A 17,192-nucleotide genomic window follows, 5' to 3' on the forward strand; every position below is an offset into this window, starting at 1 on the left:
ATCCCTCCATGACCGATGTTTCCGCGCGGCCCGAAGGTTCGCCGACCAGCACGGGCACCGACGCCGCGGGCCGCACACTGGCCGTGGCGATCGGCGCCTCGTTCATCGCCCTGCTCGATCTGTCCGTGGTCAATATCGCCTTCCCGACCATCGCCACCACCTATCCCGGCACCCCGACCAGCACCCTGACCTGGATCGTCAGCGGATACGCGGTCGCCTTCGCCGCGCTGCTCACCCCCGCGGGCCGCCTCGCCGATGTGCTCGGCCGGCGCAGGCTGTTCGCGGTGTCGCTGGCGGGTTTCGCCGTCACCTCGCTGCTGTGCGGGCTCGCGCCCAGCGCGGAATGGCTCATCGCCGGGCGCATTCTGCAGGGCATGACGGCGGCGTTCATGGTGCCGGCCGCGCTCGGCCTCGTCCTGGCGGCCACGCCGCGGGAGAAGATCGGCGCGGCCATCGGCGCGTGGTCCGCGGCGGGCGGATTCGCCGCGGTGGTCGGTCCGGCGATCGGTGGCGGGCTCGTCGAGAGCCTGGGCTGGCGGGCGATCTTCCTCGTCAACGTGCCGATCGCGATCGCGTTGATCGTGCCGGGTCTGCGCCTGCCGGTGGCCGAGGACACCCGTCGCGACTCCGCGCTGCCCGATCCGGTCGGCATCCTCGCCGTCGCGCTCGGCCTCGGCGCTGTCGTCGCGGCCGTTACCGAGGGCCAGAGCTGGGGATGGACCGCCCCGGGCACGCTGATCGCGTTGATCGGCGGCACCGTGCTCGTCGTGTACGCGCTGGCTCGCTCGCTGCGACACCCGGATCCCGCCGTGGCCGTATCACTCTGGCGCAACCGGCAATTCGCGCTCGCCAACGCGGGCTCGTTCCTGTTCGGTGCGACGATGTTCGCCTGGCTGCTGGCCGGGCCGATGTTCCTCGACGAGGTCTGGGGCTACTCCGTGCTCCAGTCGGCGGCGGCGCTCACGGTCGGCGCCGCTGCCTCGATGGTCGCCTCGATGATCACGGGGCGGATCACCACGGCGTCGGGTCAGCGCTGGGCCGGTGTGCTCGGCGCACTGATGTACACCGCCGGGCTGGGGTGGATGAGTACCGACGCGTTCGGGCCGGAACCGGCGCTGTGGTCGGCGTGGATTCCGGCCGGGCTGCTCAGTGGCGGCGGCGTCGGCATCGTCATCACCGTGCTCGGCACCGCGGCCGCGAGTTCGGTTCCCCCGCAGCAGTTCGCGGCGGGCATCGGCATGAACACGACCGCCCGGCAGGTCGGTGGCGCGCTCGGCGTCGCGATGCTCGCCGCCGTTCTCACCGCCGTGTCCGGCGACGCGGTGCGTGCCTTCCACACCGTGTTCGCCGTGGGTGCGGTGCTCGGTATCGCGTCCGCCGTCTTGCTGGCCGTGCCCGCATTCACCCGTTCCATCCCACAGGATTAGGAGTTCGAGATGTCTTCCACCGCACCGTTGTCCGAACGATTCACCGAGGCCGACGACCCGCTGTTGCTCGCCGCCGATCAGGCGGTCGCCCTGCTGCGTGACGCGCCGTGGCGGCGCTTCGCCGTGCTGGGCGATTCGATCGCCGCGGGCACCGGCGACCCGAGCCCCGGCTATACGGCCACCGGCTGGGCCGACCGGGTCGCGGCCACCTTGTCCGCGGTGAATCCCGCACTGGCCTATCGCAATACCGGGCGCGTCGGCGCAACCAGCAGCCAGGTTCGCGAGCGGCAGTTGCCCGGGATCCTGGAATTCGCACCGGATCTCGTGCACGTCAGCTGCGGGGGCAACGACCTGTTCGAGGCGGGTGGTGACCTCGGCCTGCTGCGGGAGAATCTGTCCGCGATGTTCGCCGCGCTGACGGAGGCGGGGGCGCTGGTGTCGGTGTTCACGGTGGCCGACGTCTGGGGCATCGAGCGGATGGCGCCGATGCGGGCGATGCGGCCGCGGATGGCCGCGATGAACGACGTGATCCGCTCGGTCGCCGCCGAATACGACGCGGTACTCACCGAGTTCTGGGAGCACCCGGTGCGGACGCGAGCGACTCTGATGAGTGCCGACCTCATCCACTTCACGACCAGTGGGCACGCGGTGGTGGCGAGTGAGGTCGTTCGCGCGTTGGCCAGGCGGCTCGACCGCGCCTAGGGCCTGTTCGAAGTCCGCCGACTGCGCTGGGCACGCGGTCAGCTGTTGCCGCGCACCAGCTCGGTGCCCAGGGTGACGAGTTCCGCCCGGACTTCCGGCGGCCCGACTACTTCCACGTCGGCGCCCCAGCCCGCCAGTTGCCGAGCGACCATCTTCGCGGTGTCGGCCGTGATCTCGGCGCGGACCCGGCCGTCGTCCGCGGGTCCGAGCAGGGTGCAGTTGCGGCCCTGCTGATCGGCCAGGATCGGGGCCAGCGTGGCGGAGACGAGGACCGTGGCGGCCACGGCGGCGCGACGCTCCTCCATCCGGGTGACGATCTGCGACCACTCGGCCTGGAGGTCGAAATCGGCGGGGCGGTCAACTGTTTCGTCGAGGAGGGTGACCTCGCCGATCCGGTCGAGGCGGAAGGTCCGGCGGCCAGGGTCGGTGCCCGCGATCAGGTACCAGACCGTTTCCTTCTCCACCAGGCCCCAGGGGCTCACCGTGCGGACGGTGCGCTCCCCCGACCGCACATACTCGATGCGCGCCCGGCGGCGATCCACCACCGCCTGCTGCAGTAGTGACAGTGCGGCAGGCGGTTCCGGATCCGGGCGGCCCCAGCGGGCGGGGTCGACGACGACCGCATCGGCCGCGGCGGCCGCGTCCTCCCGGAAGGTGTGCGGCAGGGCGCGCACCAGTTTGCGCAGTGCGGACTTCAGCTCGGGTGCGGCCTGCGCCGCGGGGCCTGCCAGCAGGAACAGTGCCCGCGTCTCGCCCGCTGTCAGCCCGGACAGGTCGGTGCGGGCGCCGCCGATCAGCGACCACCCGCCACCGCGCCCGGCCTGGGGATACACCGGGATGCCCGCCGCCGACAATGCCTCCAGGTCGCGGCGCGCGGTCGCGACCGACACCTCGAGTTCGGTGGCGACCTCGGCGGCCGTCACCCGGCCACGCGCCTGCATCAACAGCAGGGTGGCTACCAATCTGTCCGCTCGCATACTCGCTGATTCTGCCGAACAAAGTGCTCATTCGGTGAGCACTTTGGCTGGCAGAGTTGTTCTCACCACAACGACGACACAGGAGCAGACATGCTGCGCGGAATGGCCACCACCACGTACTACGCCGACGACCTCACCGCCGCCAAGGACTGGTACGCCGAATTCCTCGGCATCGCACCGTATTACGAGGTGCCGGGCGGCTACTACGAGTTCCGGGTCGGGCCGATGCAGGCCGAGCTCGGCATCATCAATCGCGCCTACGCTCCCGCGGGGGCGCGCAACGCTCCCGGTGGCGGCGGTGTCGTGTTCTGGCATGTCGAGGACCTGGCCGCCACCTTCGCCCGCCTGCTCGAGCTGGGCGCCACCGAGTACGAGCCGATCACCGAGCGCGGTGAGGGTGCGGGATTCGCGACCGCGGCGGTGCTCGATCCGTTCGGCAATGTCCTCGGGGTCATGAGCAACCCGCATTTCGTCGCGATGACCGCCGACCGGGATGCGGCAGCCTCGGCCTGAGGGTTCAGGCGGCGAACCAGCGTTCGAGGACGGTGGCGACACCGTCCTCGGCGACGTCGCCGGTCACCTCGTCGGCCAGGGCGAGCACCGCGTCGGGCGAGCCGGCCATCGCGACCGAATGCGCTGCCCAGCGCAGCATCTCGCGATCGTTGAAGCCGTCGCCGATGGCCAGTGTCGCCTCCGGTTCGACGCCGAGGGAGCGCCGGAGTCGTTCGAGCGCCCAGCCTTTGGAGACCCCACGCCGTGACACGGTGAGCCACGGGCCGAATTCGCCGTGCACCCACGAGGTGTCGGGTACCACCAGCGAGGCGAGCAAGCGCACCATCTCCTCGGCGCTCCCACCGGGCCACCAGCCGTTGAGCCGTGGCGTCGGCGCACTGCTCAGCATGTGATGATCGACCAGCTGGAACTCGCCGATGGAGAACTCCCCCGGTCCGTGGCCGGTCGCCCAGACGCCCTCGCCCACCCGTTCGGCCGCGAAGACCATGTCGGGAAACAGCGCGCGCAAGGCCAGTACGGCCGGCCCCGGATCGAACGACTGCACCGCGACTGGTTCACCGCGCGCGACGTCGACGTGCACGGCACCGTTGGAACACAACGCGTGGCCTTCGGTGAGCCCCAATTCCTTCAGCACCGGCCGCGTCGTCAGCACGGTGCGGCCGGTCGTCACCACGACATGCGCTCCCGCCGCCACCGCGGCCCCCACCGCCGCCGCGACCCGCGCACTGATCGCGAACCCTGTCGCCAACAGAGTTCCGTCCACATCGAGCGCAATCAATTTCGGCGCTCCCCCGAGTCCTGCCATCAGCCTATTGTGCCTGGTCCCACCGACAACCACGCGAAATTCACCACCGCCACCAGCGATAAACGCCAGGGTACGACGATCAATCCGCCAGGTCCGCCGCCACGGCGTGGACAGCGTGCGATGCGTATCGCCTGGACACGGGACGACGCCACGATTGCGCCGCCACCGGTGTGGCTCGGCCCATTCCGTCAACGAGGTGAAGGCGAGCGGACGCCACGGTCCGGAAAGATGTTCCAGCGGACAGGGACTGGCCACTCAGCGGCGGGAACCATCCCGCCGCCTCCGCCAGCACCTGCCCCGCAAGCAGTGGGGCAGGTGCTGGTCGACTCACGCCACATCGGGACGAACGCGACGCGAGCAGCTGCCGTTCGCCGGGCACAGTTCCACTCAGCGCGAGCCGCCACCGTCCCCTCCTCGCCGCCTTTGGAGCCGTCGGCCGACTCGCCCGTCATCGATTCGAGCGCGAGCGGCTGCCGTCCGACGTGTGGTTTTCCCGCTGAAGGGGGCTGGGCACTCAGCGGCGGGCACCGCCGCCGAAACCGCCCCCGCCGCCGAAACCGCCACCCTTGGAGCCGCCGGACAACGCGCCACCGGACGAGGCGCCGCCCGAGGCACCGCCGCCGAACGCGCCGCCGCCCGAGGCGCCACCGCCCAAAGCACCACCGCCGGAAGCACCACCACCCGAGGCACCACCACCCGAGGCACCACCACCGGACGCACCGCCACCCGAGGCACCACCACCGGACGCACCGCCACCCGAGGCACCACCACCGGACGCACCGCCACCCGAGGCACCACCACCTGAGGCACCAACACCGGAAGCACCACCGCCCGAGTCACTTCCGCCGGACGCGCCGCCACCCGAGGCACCGCCGCCAGATGCGCCACCACCCGACGCACCACCGCCGGACGCGCCGCCACCCGAGGCACCGCCGCCGGACGCGCCACCACCCGACGCACCACCGCCAGATGCGCCGCCACCCGAGTCACCACCGCCGGACGCGCCACCACCCGACGCACCACCGCCGGACGCGCCACCACCCGACGCACCACCGCCAGATGCGCCGCCACCCGAGTCACCACCACTCGAAGCACCACCGCCCGAGTCACTTCCGCCCGAAGCACCACCGCCAGATGCTCCACCAGCGGAAGCACCGCTGTCCGATCCGCCGCTCGATGCGCCGCCGCCGGTCTCACCGCCCGACGCGCCGCCGGAGGTGCCGCCGGACGCACCGCCGGAGGTGCCGCCCGACGCGCCGCCGGGGGAGGTCTCGGTGCCACCCGTTGTGCCACCGCTTGGGGTGCCGGTTGTTCCGCCGGGCGAGGTACCCCCGGGGGTCGTGCCGCTGGTTTCGGTGCCGCCGGTCGTGGCGGACGGGGCTGTGCCCGTGCCGATTCCGCCGACGGATCCCGAGGTGTCGGTGGAGGGCGCTGTCGTGCCGCCCGTTGGCGAGGTGGGGGCGGGCGCCGTGCCGGGAGTCGTGGCACCGGGTTCGGTGGGTGTGCCCGGCGTGGGGATCGAAGGGGTGCCCGAGCCGGGGCCGGTGACCGGTCCCGGGTGCCCGGGAGTGCCCGGGTCGGTCGGGGCGTTCGGGGAGGGCGTCCCGAGGTAGAAGGGCAGGGGGTTGATGAAGCGGGCTGGGTCGCCGTAGGTGGTCCTGGCCATCAGGGGTGAACGACAGTCGTCGCTGTGGCTGGGGCCGCCGCGCTCGCCGCCGGTGCGGGTCGTGTCTCGTCCGGCGGTCGCGGGGGCGACGATCATTTCGTAGGCCGTCTGCGCGGCGACGGCGGCCGCGCCTGCGACGCGGACCCGGCCGGTGACTGGGTCGACGGCGCCGAGCAGACCGGAGTTCTGGGCGGCGACGAGGTCGGCGCTCATGTCGTAGAGCAGCGCTTCGGCGGGGGCGCCGAGGGCGGGGAAACGGTCGAGGACCGGGGTCAGGCCGGGGTCGAAGGGGCTGCCGAACACCGTCATCGCCGACATGGCGAGCGCGGAGACAACTGCCGCGCTGGAGAACACGGCCACGTGCGGCGCCGAGGCACCACCCTGCTGCACGGGGGCGAACGTCCGGGCCGCCAAGGCTGCCGCGCCCGAGGCGACCACCTGGCCGGGGTCGGCGACGGTGACCAGCGGGACGCCGAGTTCGGCGAGTGTGCGCGCGACCTCGGGCGGACGCGACGCCCCGCCGACGACCAGGATGCGCGAGAGATCGGCCAGGCGCAGGCCCGCGCCGGCCACGCTCTTGCTGACCAGCGGGAAGGTGTCGCGGATGTGCTCGGAGCGCAGCGCGTCGATGTTCACCATCGAGGTGAGCGTCTGCGTGGCACGGCTCGACCGGGGCGAACCGGCGTAGCGGGCGACCATCTCACCCAGCCGCTTGCCACCGAAGTCGGTGGAGCGCATCGGAGTTCCGACCATCGGATGGTGCGGCCAGTCCGGTCCGACGCGCAGAACGGTGAGGTCGAGACTGTTCGCGCCCAGGTCGTAGACGAGGACGAAACCCGGAGCCAACGGCCCCCGGTCGGCCTCGAGCCACTCCGCGGCGGCGACCGGTTCCGGCACGAGCAGCACCTGCCCGGCGCCTGCCAGATGCAGTGCCTGTCCGAGCAGTCCGACCTGTTTGTCGGAATACACTGCCGGATAGGTCAATACGGCACCGGCGGCCGGCTCGGCCAGCTCGATGAGCCCCGTGACCACCGCGGCGATCAGGTTGGTCGCCGAGTAGAACCGGCCACCGATCACCATCGGCTCCGGATCGCGGCCCAGGTCCGCGAAATCCGTGACCGCCGACGCGAATTCGTTGATCGCTCCGATGCGGGGCCGACCCGCTTCGTCGAAAGTGAGTGCGGTACGCCGTGTGCGCACCGCCGGTTTGGCCGGATCATCGGCTACTGCCGCCGTAATCGCATTGACCGTACCGATGCTGAAGCCCAGACCTCTGGTCATGTATTTGCTATCCCGTCAACGCACCGTGACCACGTCCAGCACGCGAGCGCACCATGTGGCCGCGGTCGTCTTCCAAACAGCTCGCACAGATTAACCGGCGCAAAGCCGAATTGCTGCCTGATTGATACGAAACGGGTGACCTTTGACCCTTGTCGAATTGTTTTCGCAGGTGAATAGGGATGCGGACAAGCGTCCAGTCCCCTGAACGGCCCCGAATCGACCGACAGACTCCGAGAGCCAGCTACTTGCGAGTAATCGACTAGAGCCCCTATCGAATACATTCTTGCGGTCTGTTCTGGCGGTCAATTAATGCACTTACCGACCGGTAATCAATTCAATTACTGCCTATCGGATTTCGAATATCGCCGCATTGCAGTGCCACATATCGAAGCACCCGCCGAAACTTATGACGCGTCAACGTCACGGCTGATATCCGCCAGCACAGCCCTGCCAGCCGCGGTTGACTCGAAGCACGGAGAGACGTCGAGTCGTGCTCCGAATAGCAAGGGAGAGAAGGGAATAACTATGTCCACTCGTTTCGCCGACCAGGTCGTCCTCGTCACCGGCGCCGGTTCCGGCATCGGCAAGGCGGTCGCGCAGCGGGTCGCGTCCGAGGGCGCCGCCGTCGTCCTCGGGTCACGTGGCAAGGATCAGGGCGAGCGGGTCGCCGAGGAGATCCGCGCGGCGGGCGGACGCGCGCTGTTCGTTCCCACCGACGTCACGGTCGACGCCGATGCCGAACGCCTCACCCAGGCCGCGCTCACCGAGTACGGCAGGCTCGACGCGGCGTTCAACAACGCGGGCGCGGTAACCGCGTTCGGCTCGGTCGCCGAGATCGACGACGCGGCGTGGCGCGCCGAGCTCGACCTGAACCTGACCGGGGTGTTCCACGGGCTGCGGCACCAGGTGCCCGCGATCATCGGCTCCGGCGGCGGCACGATCCTGAACAATGCGTCCAACCTCGGCGTCGTCGGCATGGCGTCGGTGGCGCCGTATGTGGCGGCCAAGCACGGCGTCGTCGGGCTCACCAGGTCGGTGGCGCTGGAGACCGCGGCGGCGGGCCTCCGGGTCAACGCGCTCGTCTCCGGCGCGGTCGACACTCCGGCGTTCCGCGCGTCGATGGGAGCCACCCCGGAGGGCGAGGCGGCGATCGCGGCGCTGCACCCGATCGGGCGGATAGCCCAGCCCGCGGAGATCGCGGCGCTGTGCGCGTTCCTGCTCAGCGACGAGGCGTCCTTCGTCACCGGAGCCGCGGTCACGGTGGACGGCGGCTTCACCGCGCAGTGAACGCCGAAGGCCCGCTACGTCGCATGCGGACGACGTAGCGGGCCTTCGGTTTCGCGCGAATCAGCCGCGAGCGAGCAGCCGCCGGAGCGCGCGCTCGTGCGGTGCCGCGGCACCGCCGGCGCGCGCCTGGGGTCGGCGGGCGCGCACCAGACGATCGAACTCCCGCGCGTCACGAGCGGGCTGGCGCAGCTTGCCGGTGTTGAAATCCTCGGCGAGCTGCTGCACGGTCTCTTGCGCGCAGGACTTGTTGGTCCCGATGAAGCCGGTCGGGCCGCGCTTGATCCAGCCGGTCACATACGTGCCGGTGACGACCTCGCCGGCCGCGGCGGTGAGCACCCGGCCCTGCTCGTTCGGGATGACGCCACGCGCGTCGTCGAACGGCAGATCCTTGGTCGGCACCCCGCGGTAGCCGACCGAGGTGAGCACGACGCCCGCCTCGAGCAGATCGGTGTCGCCGGTCGGTACCGCGCTGGTGCGGCCATCGGCGTCGGTGACCAGCTCGTTGCGCTCGACCCGCACACCCGTCACCGTGTCGGTGCCGACGATTTCCACCGGCGAGGACAGGTAGCGGAACACGATGCGCCTGCGCTCGCCGAACGGGCGATTCGCGACGCTGTGCAGCAGGCGCAGCTTCTGCTCGATCTTGTACGGCAGCTCGGGGGTGACCTCGGGCAGCTCGCCATCGATCGCGATGTCGATGTCGGCGGCCAGCAGGCCGACGAACTCGGGCACCGTGAACGCCGACTCGGCGGGGCCACGACGACCCAGGATCACGACCTCTTCGATCTTGCTCTCCCGCAACGCCTTCAGCGCGTGCGGCGCGATGTCGGTGCCTGCCAGCGTGGCCGGATCGACGGTCAGGATACGGGCGACATCGAGGGCGACGTTGCCGTTGCCGACGATCACCACACGCTTCTGGTTCAGATCGAACTGGTCGTCGACGTGCTCGGGATGGCCGTTGTACCAGGCGACGAAATCGGTGGCCGACACATTGCCGGCCAGACCCTCACCCGGGATGCCCAGCTTGCGATCCGAGGACGCGCCGACGGCGTAGATCACGCCGTGGAAGTGCTCGAGCAGATCGGCGTGGCTGATGTGCTTGCCGATCTCCACGTCGAGGTAGGTACCGAAGTCCTCCTGCTTCGACATCACGTCGAACAGGTCGGCGACCTGGCGGGTGCGCTTGTGGTCGGGCGCGACGCCGAGCCGGGCCAGACCGTAGGCCTGCGGCAGCCGGTCGAACATGGTGACCGCGACGCCGGGCTGGGTCAGCAGCTCGTCGGCGGCGTACATCGCCGACGGACCGGAGCCGACGATGGCCACACGCAGCGGCGAACGCTTGGTGTCGATCGCGGGCGGCATCACGGGCCTGGCCAGGGTCGGCCGGTCGCGCTGGATGCGGTAGAAGTCGGCGTTGATCTCGATGAAGGGCTTCTGCTCTTCGGCGAGCTTCTTCGACGAGGTGATGGCGTCGACGGGGCACGCGGTGGCGCAGGCGCCACAGTCCACACAGGCCGCCGGGTCGACGTAGAGCATCTCCGCGGTGAGGAAGTCCGGCTCGTCCGGGGTCGGATGAATGCAGTTGACCGGGCATGCGTAGACGCACGAGGCGTCGCTACAGCACGACTGGGTGACGACGTAGGGCATGGTCGCTACCGCGTCTCAGGCCGCGTGCTTGGCGGAGCGCTTGGGCTCCGAGCGGTACCGGCTCGACGGGCCGTCGATGCCGAGCAGCTTCCATACCTTCTTGGCGATCGGGTTCATCAGGCCGATCTCCTCGGCGAGCGCGCGCACGTCGATGAAGTAGTCGGCGAAGACCTGCTTGGCCTCCTTGGAACCGTAGAACAGCTCCTTGCGGACATCGGCCGGCATGTCGAACTGCTTGAAGAAGGTCTTCGGCGGGGTCGCGATGGCACGGCCGAGCACGAACATGATGATCGGCATGGCGACCGAGAGCACGAACCTGTTGAACGCGGGCTGAGCCGGCACGTTCTTCTTCAGGAATTCGTGGGCGAAGGAGATGTGGCGAGCTTCCTCGGCCACGTGGATCGCCATCACGCCGCGCATGATCGGGTGGATGTCGTCACCCGAGCGCAGGATGTCCTTCTGGATGTGGTCGATCGGCTCTTCGCCGGCGAGCACGGCCATGAAGAAGAAGTTCGGGAGCAGCGCGCCCGCCGGGGCGGCCAGGTGACGCAGCTGACGCACGAGCGGGTTCATGCCCGGCACGTCGGCGACGCGGTTGACCATCTCCTGGAACATCAGAGTGTGGTTGTGCTCTTCGATCATCTCGTGCGAGCAGTACCGGAACTCCGGGTCGTTGTTCTTCAGGTTGAAGATGTGCTGCATCATGCCGATGATCAGGATGGCCTCGAACTGCAGGCCGACCTTGGCGACATTGGCCTGGCGGACCTTGCCGATCTCGATCTTCTTGTCCAGCGGCAGCGCCTGGTACCAGGCGTGGCGGCCGATCGGGTCGGCGGAGGTGACCAGGACCCAGCGCTCGGGCTTGTAGTCCGGATCGAACTCGGGGTTGTCCCAGTCGATGTCCTCGAACGGGTCGAAGTGGCGGTTGACCGATGCCTCCGACAGCATCAGCAACTTCTCGGCGTACGCCTGAGCCTCCGCGACTACGGGATCGACGTCAGGGGTGGTGGGCGCAGACATCGTCGTCACTGCCTCTCCTCGAGGGACGTTTACTGTTTCCAATAGTTACACCTACGAGAAGTCACGTCAACTCTGCGAGGGTCCCGATTTCGCGTGTTCGGCGCGTCGAAACGCCTGGACGAAAAGCTACTCACCAGTAAAAGTGGTTCTACCTGTGACACTGCGTCATGCACAGTCGCGCGGAGCCGGTCGGCCTGCCCGGAAAATAAGTTCGCGCCGAGCGCGCCGTTCCGCCGAACGGACCGCCGGTACCGGTTACCCGGCGCTGACCCGGCGCGGTGCGGTGACGTGGACGCTCAGCGAACAGCTCGACAACTCAGCAGGCATCTCGGAGACCAGTTCCCAGGCCGGGGCCGGGGTGAGTGCGCGTAGCGGGGCCACCACGTCGGCGAGATCGTCGGCCGTGCCGTCATCGGCGCTGCCGACCACGAAGCCGGGCCCGCCCGCGCCGTTCCGGAACGAACGGCGCGGGCGGGCCCGTCCCACCGGGTGACCCCGGGCAACAGCGGCGCGGGATCTCAGCTCTGCGGCAGATCCGGGATCCGGGTGGCGCGGGCGTAGACCGTCTCGCCCTCGCTCAGATGCAGGGCCGCTGCGTCACCGCGGGTGACCTGCGCGGCGAACTGATCGCCGGTCGCGGCATTGCGCAGTTCCAGGCGCACCTCGAAACCGAGCCGGACGATGCGTTCGACCGTGGCCCTGGTGACGCCGGCGGACTCCGCGGTGCCCTCGTGCTCGGCCATCGCCATGCTCGGATCCCGGCCGACGCGGATGTCGTGCGGGCGCACGAGGTGACCGTTGAGCCTGGCCACCGCGCCGAGGAACGACATGACGAACTCGTTGGCGGGGCGGTCGTAGACGTCCTCGGGCGAGCCGATCTGTTCGATGCGGCCCTTGTTCATCACCGCGATCCGGTCGGCGACGTCGAGCGCTTCTTCCTGGTCGTGGGTGACCAGGACGGTCGTCACGTGGACCTCGTCGTGCAGCCGGCGCAGCCATTTCCGCAGGTCGGTGCGGACCTTCGCGTCGAGGGCGCCGAACGGCTCGTCGAGCAGCAGCACCTGCGGGTCGACGGCGAGTGCGCGCGCAAGGGCCATGCGCTGGCGCTGGCCACCGGACAGCTGCGCCGGGTAGCGATGCTGGAAACCGTCGAGGCCGACGATGCCGAGCAGCTCGTCGACGCGCTTGTCGATCTCCTTCTTCGGCCGCTTGCGGATGGTCAGACCGAAGGCGACGTTGTCACGCACCGTCATGTGCTTGAACGCGGCGTAGTGCTGGAACACGAAGCCGATGTCGCGCTTCTGCGGCGCCACGTGGGTGACGTCGTTGCCCGCGATCGAGACGATGCCCGAGTCCAGCGACTCCAGGCCGGCGATCGAGCGCAGCAGCGTCGACTTGCCCGAACCGGACGGGCCGAGCAGGGCGGTCAGCTCACCCGAGGTGATGTCGATGCTGACGTCGTCGAGAGCGGCGAAGGAACCGTAGTTCTTGCGCGCGTTGGTCACGGTGATCATTCGGGGCCCCGCTTGCGTTCGAGGAGAGTCATCAGGAGAAGTACCACCAGGGCCATGCCCATCAGCAGGGTGGCGGCGCAGTAGGCGCCGAAGGTGTTGTGGTCGTTGATGTAGCGACCGTGCACCAGCAGGGTCAGCGTCTGCGACTTGCCGGGCAGCGCGGTCGAGACCATGATCACCGCGCCGAACTCGCCGAGTGAACGAGCGACGGTGAGCACGACGCCGTAGGTCAGACCCCAGCGAATGGCGGGCAGGGTGATCCGCCAGAAGGTCTGCCAGCGGTTGGCGCCGAGAGTCGCGGCGGCCATCTCCTGGTCCTCACCGATCTCGTGCAGCACCGGTTCGACCTCGCGCACCACGAACGGCAACGTGACGAAGATCGTCGCGATCACCATGCCCGGCAAACTGAAGATCACCTTGAAGCCGAGGTTCTCGATCGCGCCGAACCAGCCGCCCGCACCCCAGAGCAGGATCAGCGAGACACCGACCACGACCGGCGACGTCGCGATCGGCAGGTCGACGATGCCCTGGACCAGATTGCGGCCGGGGAACTTGCTGCGGACAAGTGCCAGCGCGGTGATGACGCCGAAGATCACGTTCAGCGGAACGACGATGGCCACGATGAGCATCGAGAGCTGGAATGCCGAGATCGCCGCGGGCGTGGTGATCGAATCGATGAACGCGCCGATCCCCCGCTCGAACGTGCGGAACAGAATGATCCCCAGCGGCAGCACCAGCAGGATCAGCAGATAGCCCAGCGCCACGGTGCGCAGCGACAGGCGAGTGAACACGGAAAGCTTCATTCGGCTGCCCGCTCCTTCCTGGACGCACGCTCAGCCAGCAACCGCAGCACGAACAGCGTGGCGAAGGAGATGACGAGCAGCGCCACCGAGACGGCCGCCGCGTTCAGCGGACGGTCGACCTCGATCTGCTGCTGGATGTATTGCGAGGTCACCTGCGTCTCACGCGGAATGTTGCCGCCGATCAGCACCACCGAGCCGAACTCGCCGATCGCCCTGGCGAAGGCGAGCCCGCCGCCGGAGATGATCGCCGGAGTCAACGTCGGCAGCACAATGCGGCGGAACGTGATCCAGTTGCTCGCGCCGAGCGACAGCGCGGCCTGTTCGACTTCCTTGTCGACCTCGATCAGCACCGGCTGCACCGACCGCACCACGAACGGCAGCGTGACGAACGCCAACGCGACGACCAGACCGGGCTGGGTGGCGTTGAGGTGGATGTCGACCGGACTGTTCGGGCCGTACAGCGCGAGCAGCACGATCGAGGCGACGATCGTCGGGAGCGCGAACGGCAGATCGATCAGCGCGTTGACGACACCCTTGCCGGGGAACTCGTCACGCACCAGCACCCAGGCGATGAGGGTGCCCATCACCACGTTGAGCACGGCGACGACGATGGAAACGCCGATCGTCACCCGCAGCGAATCCAGGGCCGACGGCGCGGTGACCGCGTCCCAGAAAGCCGACCAGCCGCCCTCGAGCGAGCTGACGGTCAGCGCTGCCAGCGGCAGCAGCACGATGATGCTGAGCCAGAGCACGGTAATGGCGAGGCCGAGCGGACCCACCGAGCCGGTGACGCGCAGCCACGACCAGCGTGGTCCGCGCGGGGCCTGCGGCGATTTCTCCAGTTTCACGGCGACGCCGGGATCGGGGGTTGTCCCGGTCCCGGCGTGCCCACTGCTGTCAGTCACAGTTGTCCAGTATCGCGTGTGCGCTGGGTCACGACCTACTTGGTGGCCTGGTCGTAGATGACCGCGACCTTGCCGGTGCCCTGTGCGAACAGCTCCTTGTCGACGGCCTTCCAGCCACCGAGGTCATCGATGGTCCACAGCTTGGCCGGGGTCGGGAAGTCGGCGGCGAACTCGGCGGCGACCTTCGGGTCGACCGGACGGAAGCCGGCCTGCGCCCACGCCTTCTGGCCCTCGGGGGTGAACAGGAAGTCGCGGAACGCGGTGGCCTTGGCCAGGTTCTTGGAGTTCTTCAGCACCGCGACCGGGTTCTCGATCTTGAAGGTGGTCGGCGGGTTGACGTGCTCGATCGGGTCGCCGTTGCGCTCGGAGAAGATGGCCTCGTTCTCGTAGCTCAGCAGCACGTCACCGGTGCCCTGCAGGAAGGTCTCGGTGGCTTCACGGCCCGACTTGGGCTGCACCTTGACGTGCTCGGGCGAGATCAGCTGCGACAGGTAGTCGAGGCCCGCCTGCTGGTTCTTGCCGCCGTCGCTCTTGGCGGCGTAGGGGGCGAGCAGGTTCCACTTGGCCGAGCCCGAGCTGAACGGGTTCGGGGTGACGACCTCGACACCGGGCTTGATCAGGTCGTCCCAGTCCTTGATGCCCTTGGGGTTGCCCTTGCGCACGACCAGGGTGACGACCGAGCCGAACGGGATGCCCTTGCTCGCGTCGGCGTTCCAGTTCGACTCGACCAGGCCCGCGTCGACGAGGCGGGTGATGTCGGGCTCGACAGAGAAGTTCACGACGTCGGCCTCGGCGCCGTCCTTGACCTTGCGCGACTGGTCACCCGAGGCGCCGTAGGAGGCCTGGATCTGGACGCCCTTGCCCGCCTCGGTCTTGTTGAACTCGGGCACGACCTTGTCGAAGCCCGGCTTCGGGACGGCGTAGGCGTAGAGGTTGAGGGTGCCCCCGCTGCCGTCGGCTCCCGCGGCGCCGTCGGTCGAGTCGCTGGCGCCACCGCCGCAGGCGGCCAGGGTGACCGCGGCGACAGCAGTGAGGGCGACAGCGGCGGCACGGCGGCGCGAGCCGATCCAGGTGTTGCGAGACATCGGGTGAACCTTTCGGAAAGGACCTGCCGGACAACGTCTTTCGTTGCGGCAGGAGTACGCTCATCGATCGGTAGACCTGTCGTGCGATGGACACACGACAGTTGGCGCGACTCGGGTCCATTGACCCCCGGAGTGACGGACTACGACTGCGAAAGAAAAAGCGCGCGCCAGTCTACTGGGCAAGAACGCGCAGACGTGTCCGGTGGCCGATCACCGACAGAGGATGTCCGCGACGGCGAGGTTGCCGACAGCGATCAACGCCAGTTCATGGCGGATCTGCGGGGCGACACTCGACGACACAGGCAGACTGTAGCAGATTGCGACATGATGATTCGAATCGACGAGAGTTCCACACCGAGGGGGGATTTCATCCTATGACCATGGCTCCTGACCGCGTCCGGGTGCGTTTGCCGGAAATCAGCACGCGCGCCTGGGAACACCCCGCCGACCGCACCGCGCTCGTGGCGCTGCGCTCGCTGAGCGGCTTCGACACTGTGCTGAAGGCACTGTCGAGCCTGCTGCGGGAACGTCAGCACCGGCTGATGTACCTGGCGACCGCCGTGCGGGTCGACGACCGCCAGTTCCGCACCCTGCACGAGCTGCGTGCCGACTGCGTCGGCGTACTCGACGCGCAGGCAACGCCCGAGATGTACGTCCTGCAGGACCCGTCGGTCAACGCCTTCACCATCGGCATGGACCGGCCGTTCATCGTGCTCACCACCGGCCTGCTCGAACTGATGGACACCGAGGAACTGCGGTTCGTCATCGGCCACGAGCTCGGGCACGCGCTGTCCGGGCACGCGGTGTACCGCACGATGCTCATGCACCTGATGCGGCTGTCGGCCTCGGTCGGCTGGCTGCCGGTCGGCGGCTGGGCGCTGCGCGCGATCGTGGCGGCGCTGATGGAGTGGAGCCGCAAGTCGGAGCTGTCCGGCGACCGGGCCGGGCTGCTGTGCTGCCAGGACGTGGAGGCCTCGGTGCGGGTGCACATGAAGACCGCCGGTGGCGCCTGGCTGCACGAGATGAACCACGGCGCGTTCCTCGACCAGGCCGACGACTACCTGCGCTCGGGTGACCTGCGCGACGGTGTCCTCAAGCTGCTCAACCTGGAATTGCAGTCGCACCCGTTCTCGGTGCTGCGCGCCGCCGAACTGCGCCGCTGGATCCAGTCCGGCGACTACGAGCGGGTCCTCGGCGGCAGCTACCCGCGCCGCGAGCACGACAAGAACGCGCGGATCAGCGAGGAGGTCAAGGAGGCGGCACGCAGCTACCGCGAGTCGTTCGACCAGTCCGAGGACATGTTCGTGCGCACCGTGCGTGACCTGGGCAAGGACGTGGGATCGGCGGTGAACACCGTGGGCCAGGAGGTCGGCCGAACGGTCGCCGACCTGGGCAAGCGCTTCGACGACTGGCGCAAGAACTAGACCCAGCCCCGACGACCCGACCTCGAGGAGGGTCCGCCGCGCAGCGGCGGTCGCGGCCGTCCCGCCGATCAGGCGCCGCGCAGGCGACGAAGGAGCAAACCAACGGGCCGTGTAGGCGGGACCGGCGGGGCCGCGC

General features: G+C 69.1%; 16 protein-coding genes. 5 read left to right on the top strand and 11 right to left on the bottom strand.

The annotated features are described in order from the left end of the window. Window positions 1–8: 8 nt before the first annotated feature. Entirely contained in the window at window positions 9–1,427 is a 1,419-nt protein-coding gene (locus ACWF82_RS20365) for a DHA2 family efflux MFS transporter permease subunit (protein ID WP_452503272.1), read from the top strand. 9 nt (window positions 1,428–1,436) lie between these two features. Beyond that, complete coding sequence (locus tag ACWF82_RS20370) at window positions 1,437–2,129, top strand: SGNH/GDSL hydrolase family protein (protein WP_452503274.1); 693 nt, start codon at window positions 1,437–1,439, stop codon at window positions 2,127–2,129. A 38-nt stretch (window positions 2,130–2,167) separates the two neighbouring features. Here ACWF82_RS20370 and ACWF82_RS20375 read toward each other — a convergent pair whose 3' ends face one another. After that, window positions 2,168–3,106, bottom strand: a complete 939-nt coding sequence (locus ACWF82_RS20375; protein ID WP_452503276.1) for a helix-turn-helix transcriptional regulator — start codon at window positions 3,104–3,106, stop codon at window positions 2,168–2,170. 90 nt (window positions 3,107–3,196) lie between these two features. Here ACWF82_RS20375 and ACWF82_RS20380 point away from each other — a divergent pair, with 90 nt between their 5' ends. Beyond that, window positions 3,197–3,619, top strand: a complete 423-nt coding sequence (locus ACWF82_RS20380) for a VOC family protein (protein WP_452503277.1) — start codon at window positions 3,197–3,199, stop codon at window positions 3,617–3,619. 4 nt (window positions 3,620–3,623) lie between these two features. Here the strand turns inward: ACWF82_RS20380 and ACWF82_RS20385 are convergent, their stop codons facing one another. Further along, the gene (locus ACWF82_RS20385; RefSeq protein ID WP_452503279.1) at window positions 3,624–4,424 is read right to left on the bottom strand and encodes an HAD family hydrolase; all 801 of its coding nucleotides are present in this window, start codon (window positions 4,422–4,424) and stop codon (window positions 3,624–3,626) included. 514 nt (window positions 4,425–4,938) lie between these two features. After that, on the bottom strand, window positions 4,939–7,371 hold the full coding sequence (locus tag ACWF82_RS20390) for an Hsp70 family protein (protein ID WP_452503281.1): 2,433 nt from the start codon (window positions 7,369–7,371) through the stop codon (window positions 4,939–4,941). A gap of 525 nt (window positions 7,372–7,896) precedes the next feature. Between ACWF82_RS20390 and ACWF82_RS20395 the strand changes: the two genes are divergently transcribed. Then, window positions 7,897–8,658 carry an SDR family NAD(P)-dependent oxidoreductase gene (locus tag ACWF82_RS20395; protein WP_452503283.1) on the top strand — a complete coding sequence of 254 codons (762 nt, stop codon included), beginning with the start codon at window positions 7,897–7,899 and terminating at the stop codon, window positions 8,656–8,658. A gap of 60 nt (window positions 8,659–8,718) precedes the next feature. On the opposite strand, the gene ACWF82_RS20400 is transcribed toward ACWF82_RS20395, so the two are convergent. The 8 genes from ACWF82_RS20400 to ACWF82_RS20435 all read right to left on the bottom strand — a co-directional run bounded on the left by ACWF82_RS20400 (window position 8,719) and on the right by ACWF82_RS20435 (window position 15,932). Then, window positions 8,719–10,305: an FAD-dependent oxidoreductase gene (locus tag ACWF82_RS20400; protein WP_452503284.1), complete on the bottom strand. Its 1,587-nt coding sequence runs from the start codon at window positions 10,303–10,305 to the stop codon at window positions 8,719–8,721. Window positions 10,306–10,320: 15 nt separating this feature from the next. After that, the gene (locus tag ACWF82_RS20405; RefSeq protein WP_452503301.1) at window positions 10,321–11,325 is read right to left on the bottom strand and encodes an AurF N-oxygenase family protein; all 1,005 of its coding nucleotides are present in this window, start codon (window positions 11,323–11,325) and stop codon (window positions 10,321–10,323) included. 255 nt (window positions 11,326–11,580) lie between these two features. Next, a complete protein-coding gene (locus ACWF82_RS20410) occupies window positions 11,581–11,811 on the bottom strand; it encodes a hypothetical protein (RefSeq protein ID WP_452503286.1) in 231 nt (76 codons plus the stop codon). Window positions 11,812–11,843: 32 nt separating this feature from the next. Beyond that, on the bottom strand, window positions 11,844–12,839 hold the full coding sequence (locus ACWF82_RS20415) for a sulfate/molybdate ABC transporter ATP-binding protein (RefSeq protein WP_452503288.1): 996 nt from the start codon (window positions 12,837–12,839) through the stop codon (window positions 11,844–11,846). Then, on the bottom strand, window positions 12,836–13,642 hold the full coding sequence (gene cysW / locus ACWF82_RS20420; RefSeq protein WP_452503290.1) for a sulfate ABC transporter permease subunit CysW: 807 nt from the start codon (window positions 13,640–13,642) through the stop codon (window positions 12,836–12,838). Before cysW ends, ACWF82_RS20415 begins: the two co-directional genes overlap by 4 nt. Further along, window positions 13,639–14,490 carry a sulfate ABC transporter permease subunit CysT gene (cysT, locus tag ACWF82_RS20425; protein ID WP_452503303.1) on the bottom strand — a complete coding sequence of 284 codons (852 nt, stop codon included), beginning with the start codon at window positions 14,488–14,490 and terminating at the stop codon, window positions 13,639–13,641. The genes cysW and cysT overlap by 4 nt, the downstream gene beginning before the upstream one ends. A gap of 92 nt (window positions 14,491–14,582) precedes the next feature. Beyond that, a complete protein-coding gene (locus ACWF82_RS20430; protein WP_452503292.1) occupies window positions 14,583–15,632 on the bottom strand; it encodes a sulfate ABC transporter substrate-binding protein in 1,050 nt (349 codons plus the stop codon). 210 nt (window positions 15,633–15,842) lie between these two features. After that, window positions 15,843–15,932 (bottom strand): Ms4533A family Cys-rich leader peptide, encoded by a 90-nt coding sequence (locus tag ACWF82_RS20435; RefSeq protein WP_019045829.1) that lies wholly within the window; start codon window positions 15,930–15,932, stop codon window positions 15,843–15,845. A 74-nt stretch (window positions 15,933–16,006) separates the two neighbouring features. On the opposite strand from ACWF82_RS20435, the gene ACWF82_RS20440 reads away from it, so the two are divergent. Then, window positions 16,007–17,056, top strand: coding sequence for a M48 family metallopeptidase (locus ACWF82_RS20440; RefSeq protein WP_452503294.1), 1,050 nt, complete (start codon window positions 16,007–16,009; stop codon window positions 17,054–17,056). Window positions 17,057–17,192: the final 136 nt, after the last annotated feature.

The organism is Nocardia sp. NPDC055053, assembly GCF_053608285.1.